8 protein-coding genes are annotated in these 5,740 nt (G+C 70.1%); all 8 read left to right on the top strand.

All coding sequences use genetic code 11. The annotated features are described in order from the left end of the window. On the top strand, nt 1-1,045 hold a 1,045-nt coding region (gene yicI / locus B4E30_RS14150), incomplete at its 5' end, for an alpha-xylosidase (RefSeq protein ID WP_286795722.1). Further along, nucleotides 1,042-2,472 (top strand): GH1 family beta-glucosidase, encoded by a 1,431-nt coding sequence (locus B4E30_RS14145; protein ID WP_194384647.1) that lies wholly within the window; start codon nt 1,042-1,044, stop codon nt 2,470-2,472. The genes yicI and B4E30_RS14145, both read left to right, overlap by 4 nt. 100 nt (nt 2,473-2,572) lie before the next feature. Beyond that, entirely contained in the window at nt 2,573-2,887 is a 315-nt protein-coding gene (locus B4E30_RS14140; protein ID WP_194384648.1) for a hypothetical protein, read from the top strand. An 82-nt stretch (nt 2,888-2,969) separates the two neighbouring features. Further along, nucleotides 2,970-3,260, top strand: a complete 291-nt coding sequence (locus tag B4E30_RS14135; protein WP_071043956.1) for a GNAT family N-acetyltransferase — start codon at nt 2,970-2,972, stop codon at nt 3,258-3,260. Between the two features lie 86 nt (nt 3,261-3,346). Continuing rightward, on the top strand, nt 3,347-3,586 hold the full coding sequence (locus tag B4E30_RS14130; RefSeq protein WP_194384649.1) for a hypothetical protein: 240 nt from the start codon (nt 3,347-3,349) through the stop codon (nt 3,584-3,586). Then, complete coding sequence (locus B4E30_RS14125; protein WP_286795717.1) at nt 3,583-4,029, top strand: hypothetical protein; 447 nt, start codon at nt 3,583-3,585, stop codon at nt 4,027-4,029. Before B4E30_RS14130 ends, B4E30_RS14125 begins: the two co-directional genes overlap by 4 nt. A gap of 48 nt (nt 4,030-4,077) precedes the next feature. Beyond that, nucleotides 4,078-5,232, top strand: a complete 1,155-nt coding sequence (locus B4E30_RS14120; protein WP_286795714.1) for an exonuclease SbcCD subunit D — start codon at nt 4,078-4,080, stop codon at nt 5,230-5,232. Beyond that, nucleotides 5,229-5,740: SMC family ATPase (locus tag B4E30_RS14115; protein ID WP_286795711.1), on the top strand; the 512-nt coding region annotated here is incomplete at its 3' end. The genes B4E30_RS14120 and B4E30_RS14115, both read left to right, overlap by 4 nt.

Here is a 5,740-nt window from a genome sequence, read left to right as displayed (position 1 = left end):
GTGGCAGTGGGACATGTGGCAGGCCGGGATGGCGCTGGTCGACTTCACCAATCCCGCGGCGACCGCGTGGTATCAGTCGCACCTGCGCCGGCTCGTCGAGCAGGGCGTCGACTGCTTCAAGACCGACTTCGGTGAGCGCATCCCGACCGACGTGGTGTACTTCGACGGCTCCGATCCGTCGCGCATGCACAACCTCTACACGCACCTGTTCAACGCTGCGGTCCACGAGGTGCTCGTCGAGGCCCGGGGAGAGGGCGACGCCGTGCTGTTCGCCCGTTCGGCCACGGCCGGCGGACAGACCATGCCGGTGCACTGGGGCGGCGACTCCACCTCGACGTACGCGTCGATGGCCGAGACCCTCCGCGGCGGCCTCTCGCTCGCGGCCAGCGGCTTCGCGTTCTGGAGCCACGACATCGGCGGATTCGAGGGCACCCCGGATGCAGGGGTCTTCAAGCGCTGGACCGCATTCGGGCTCCTGGGCAGCCACTCCCGCTTCCACGGGTCGCAGTCCTACCGGGTGCCGTGGCAGTTCGACGAAGAGGCGGTGGATGTCACGCGCATCTTCACCAAGCTCAAGATGCGTCTCATGCCGTACCTGTTCCAGCAGGGCGTCGACGCGGCGGCCACCGGCGTGCCCGTCATGCGCCCGATGATGATGGAGTTCCCCGACGATCCCGCCGTCGCCTACCTCGACCGGCAGTACATGCTCGGCTCCGAGCTGCTGGTCGCCCCGGTGTTCAGCGCCGAGGGTGAGGTGGAGTTCTACCTCCCCGCCGGCACGTGGACGAACCTGCTCACGGGCGAGGAGGTCGAGGGTGCGCGGTGGCGCCGCGAGACTCACGGCTTCGACTCGCTGCCGCTCTACGCCCGGCCGGGTGCGGTGATCCCGTGGGGCGCGCGCGACGACCGGCCGGACTACGACTACCGGGAAGGACTTCGTCTGCGCGTGTTCCCGGGCGGCGAGGGCACCCGCACAGTGGCCGTCACCACCCCGGACGGGCAGCGCGCATCTTTCGACATCGATCTCGACGAGGTGACCCGATGAGAATCGGCAACTCCGACTACCGCGACTCCGGACTGGTCTTCCCGGAAGGCTTCGTCTTCGGTTCTGCCACGGCGTCGTACCAGGTGGAGGGCGGCTTCGACGAGGGCGGTCGAGGGGCCTCGATCTGGGACACCTTCAGCAAGACGCCCGGAAACGTCTGGAACGGCGACACCGGCGACGTCGCGTGCGATCACTATCACCGCTGGGAGCGCGACCTCGATCTCATGAAGGATCTCGGGCTCGGTGCGTACCGCTTCTCGATCGCCTGGCCGCGCATCCAGCCGACCGGCACGGGTGCGCCGAATCAGGCGGGCATCGACTTCTACTCCCGGCTCGTCGACGGTCTGCTCGAGCGCGGAATCCGTCCCGTGGCGACGCTGTACCACTGGGACCTGCCGCAGGCTCTCGAAGACGCCGGAGGGTGGCCGGCCCGCGCGACCGCCGACGCGTTCGAGCAGTACGCGGCCGTCATGGGCGCCGCGCTCGGCGATCGCGTCCACACCTGGACCACCCTGAACGAGCCGTGGTGCTCTGCTTACCTCGGATACGGCCAGGGCGGGCACGCACCCGGACGCCGGGAGCCGGCATCCGCCCTCGCCGCCGTGCACCACCTGAATCTCGCCCACGGACGTGCCGTGTCGGCACTGCGTGAGACGTCGACCGGCGACCCGCAGTACTCCGTGACCCTGAACTTCCACGTGCCGCGCGGACGCGGCGATCGCGCCGAGGAGGCGATCCGACGGGTGGATGCGCTCGCCAACCGCGCCTTCACCGGTCCCATGCTGCGTGGGGAATATGCGCAGGATCTTGTCGAGGACACCGCGGCGGTCACCGACTGGTCGTTCGTGCACGACGGCGATCTCGCACAGATCAATCAGCCGATCGACGTGCTCGGCGTCAACTACTACTCCACGGTGACCGTGCAGATGTGGGACGGGGTCGCGGAGCGGCAGCAGAACGACGGCCACAAGGCCGCCGGCGGCGGCACGGCGTGGCCGGGCAGCGACACGTCGGTGGAGTTCCTCGAGCAGGCCGGGCCGTACACCGCGATGGGCTGGAACATCGCGCCCGACGGCCTGGAGGAGCTGCTCGTATCGCTGTCGCACCAGTTCCCGGACCAGCCCCTCATGGTCACCGAGAACGGCGCGGCGTTCGACGACGTGGTCGCCGCCGACGGATCGGTGCCCGATCCGGAGCGGCTGGACTACCTGCGCCGGCACTTCACGGCCGCACACCGCGCGCTGCAGCGGGGCGTCGACCTGCGCGGCTACTTCGTGTGGTCGCTGCTGGACAACTTCGAGTGGGGCTACGGATACGCCAAGCGCTTCGGCATCGTGCGGGTCGACTTCGACACCCTCGAACGCACGGTGAAGGATTCCGGCCACTGGTATCGCCGGCTTGCGAGCACCGGCGTGCTGCCCGAGTGACCACGACGCCCGGGTGAAACGGGGCATCGAGGCGGGCGTGTCAACCCCGTGACCGCGCACCTCGACGGCGCGAAGCTGGAATCCACGGAAGGAGACCCGCATGAGCGAGAACGACGAGAAGAAGGCGTCCGACGACGTCGACCACGTGGCGGTCGGCATCGGCGTGATCGGCGGACACGACATCGGCGAGGCGCCGACCGAATCGGGGTCTGCGGGAGCCGACGAGGTCTCGGAGGCCGGGGGCGACGTCGACGACGTGGCGAGCATCGTCGCGCAGGTGCGCTCGGATTCCGGCGACGCCTCGCGCGAAGAGGTCGCGCAGACCCTCCGCGAACGGTTGGGACAGGCGGGCCAGGACCTGTCCGACGAGGAGGTCGACCGGCTGGTCTCGCAGGTGACGACCGGAGACGGATGACCCCCGGCGCGCAATCTGCGCGCGCGGTGCGAGCCGAGCGTGTTCCGGCGCCGCCGGCCCGCGGCAGGCGTACGCTATCGCCGTGACAGACCTGCGCTTCACCCGACAGAACGACGCTTCGCGCTACACGCTGCACCGCGGCGACGACCTCGTCAGCGTGCTCGACTACCGCGACGACGGCCGGACCGTCGCCCTCACGCGCGCCTACACCGTGCCGACCTTCCGAGGGCACGGGTACGCGGCCGAGATCGTCGAGCGCGCGGTGGATGACATCGAGAGCACGGGGGACCGCCGGGTGAGCCCGGTCTGCTGGTACGTCGCCGACTGGTTCGCCGCGCACCCGGCCCGGGCGGGCATCCTGCAGCCGCGCTGACGCCTACCCGGCCCGCGCCTGCCGGTCAAGCCCTCGAGACGCATCCGAGGCACCCGTCACGCTGAAGGGAGACGGAAGGAGTCGGCATGGATGAGGAACGCGACCTGCCGGAGGGCGTCATCGACGCCGAACCCGCGGGCGGGTGGGAGAGCGGCGCCGTGGCCGACGGTGAGACCGCCGAGGCCGACCGCGAAGCCACGGGCAGCCCGGACCTCACGCTCGAGCACCAGGAACCCGACCCGGGTGTCGACGTCGGACCGGTCGAGGGCGCGCAGCCCGACACCGATCCCGACCTCGCCGCAGACGACGAGGAGGAGACCTCGTGAGCACCAGCGGAAACGAGTTCGACGAACCGGGCGTGAACTATCCCGATCGCCGGGATGCGGAAGACGCGAACGACACGACCACCTCGACCGGTGAGGCCGACACCCGAAGCACCGACTCGCCCTCACCGGCGGGTGCGACCCCGGACGGCCACCACTACGGGCACGATGGCGGACGCGACACGATGACCGTCGATCAGGCGCAGCGCTCCGGTGCTCTCGACGAGCGCGGCGAGCAGTCCCGCCCCGCGATGTCGGAGAACAATGCCTCCGCGTCGGAGAAGCTCGACGGGCTCGTCGAGCAGATGCGCGCCGACCTCGCCGGAGAGCCGCTCGTATCCGTCGAGCATGCCGTGCGCGGCCGCGTCGCGCAAGCCGGCCTCGACGTCTCCGATGCCGACATCGCCGCTCTCTCGCGGCGGATCGCGAGCGACACCGAGGACTGAGCGGAGCGCCTCGACGACCGTGTCGGAGGGGCGATCTACCCTGTCGGCATGCGCATCCTGCACACCTCCGACTGGCACATCGGGCGATCCTTCCACGGTCACTCGACGCTCGATGCGCTGCGCGGCGTGCTGGAACACCTCGTCGAGCAGGTGCGCGAGCACGACGTCGACGTCGTGATCGTCGCCGGCGACGTGTTCGACTCTGCGGCACCGGCGGCGGCGTGCTACACGCTCCTCAGCGACGCGCTGCGCGGCCTGGCCGACACCGGCGCGCACGTGATCGTCACCAGCGGCAACCACGACTCGGCGGCACGCCTCGGATTCCAGGCAGGGCTTCTGCGTGAGGGCATCCACGTGCTCACCGACCCGCTGAGACTCGACGACCCGGTCGTGATCGACGATGCGGACGGACCCGTGCGCTTCTACGGCATCCCGTACCTCGAGCCGGGCATCGTCCGCCACGTGTGGCCGGGCGCCGTGATGCGTACGCAGGCCGATGCGATCGACCATGCCATGAGCCTCGTGCGGGCCGACCTGCAGGAGCATCCGGCCCGCAGCGTCGTGATCTCGCACTGCTTCACCGCCGGCGTCGAGCCGACTCCGGGCGTGGAGCGCGAGATCCGCCAGGGGAGCCTCGATGTGGTGCCGCTGTCGAGCTTCGACGGCGTCGACTACGTCGCCCTCGGCCACATCCACGGCCGGCAGCAGCTCGCGCCCACGGTGCGCTACGCCGGGGCGCCGCTGCATTACAGCTTCGGTGAGGGGGCGAAGCCGCGCGGATCATGGCTCATCGACATGGATGCCGCGGGCGAGGTCGCGGCGACGTGGCTCGACCTTCCGATCCCGCGCCGTCTGGTGACCCTTCGTGCGACGTTCGACGAGCTGCTCGAGGCGGAGGACTACGAGGCCCACGTCGACGACTGGGTGTGCGCGCAGTACACCGACGCGACGCCGCAGATCGACGCGATGCGCCGCCTGCTCGCCCGCTTCCCGTTCTGCGCGACGGTCATGCACACTCCGGCGACACCGGCCGCGGATGCCTCCGGCGGATACGCGCGCCGGGTGCGCGCGGTACGCAGCGATGCGGAGCTCGTCGACGCCTTCCTCGCGCACGTGCGCGACGGCGAGGGCGCGAGCGAGCTCGAGCACGAGCTCATCCGCGACATCATCGACCAGCGCAGCCTCGCGGAGGCGACGGCGTGAGACTGCACCGTCTCGAACTCGAGGGGTTCGGGCCGTTCCGCGACCGCCAGGTGGTCGACTTCGACGCCTACGAGGGCGACGGCATCTTCCTCATCACCGGTAGAACCGGTGCCGGCAAGTCGAGCGTGCTCGACGGCGTGTGCTTCGCGCTCTACGGCTCTGCCCCGCGCTACGACGGCGCCGAGAAGCGACTGCGCAGCGACCACTGCGCTCCCGAGGATCCGACCCGCGTGAGCGTGGAGTTCACCGTCGGCGATCGCCGATGGAAGGTCACCCGATCCCCGGAATACCAGCGGCCGAAGAAGCGCGGCGAGGGCTTCACGACGCTCGCTCCCGACGCGCACCTCGACGAGTACGTCGAGGGCGAGTGGATCGGGCGGCAGCGCGGTCCCCGCAACGTCGCGCTCGAGCTCGACGAGATCGTGGGGCTCAGCCAGCAGCAGTTCCTCCAGGTCATCCTGCTCGCCCAGAACCGCTTCGCGGAGTTCCTGCTCGCCAAGAACGACGA

The sequence above is a fragment of the Microbacterium sp. UBA3394 genome, from assembly GCF_002358725.1.
In the GTDB taxonomy this organism is placed as follows: domain Bacteria; phylum Actinomycetota; class Actinomycetes; order Actinomycetales; family Microbacteriaceae; genus Microbacterium; species Microbacterium luteum.
This window is presented reverse-complemented; position numbering and strand designations above follow the sequence as displayed.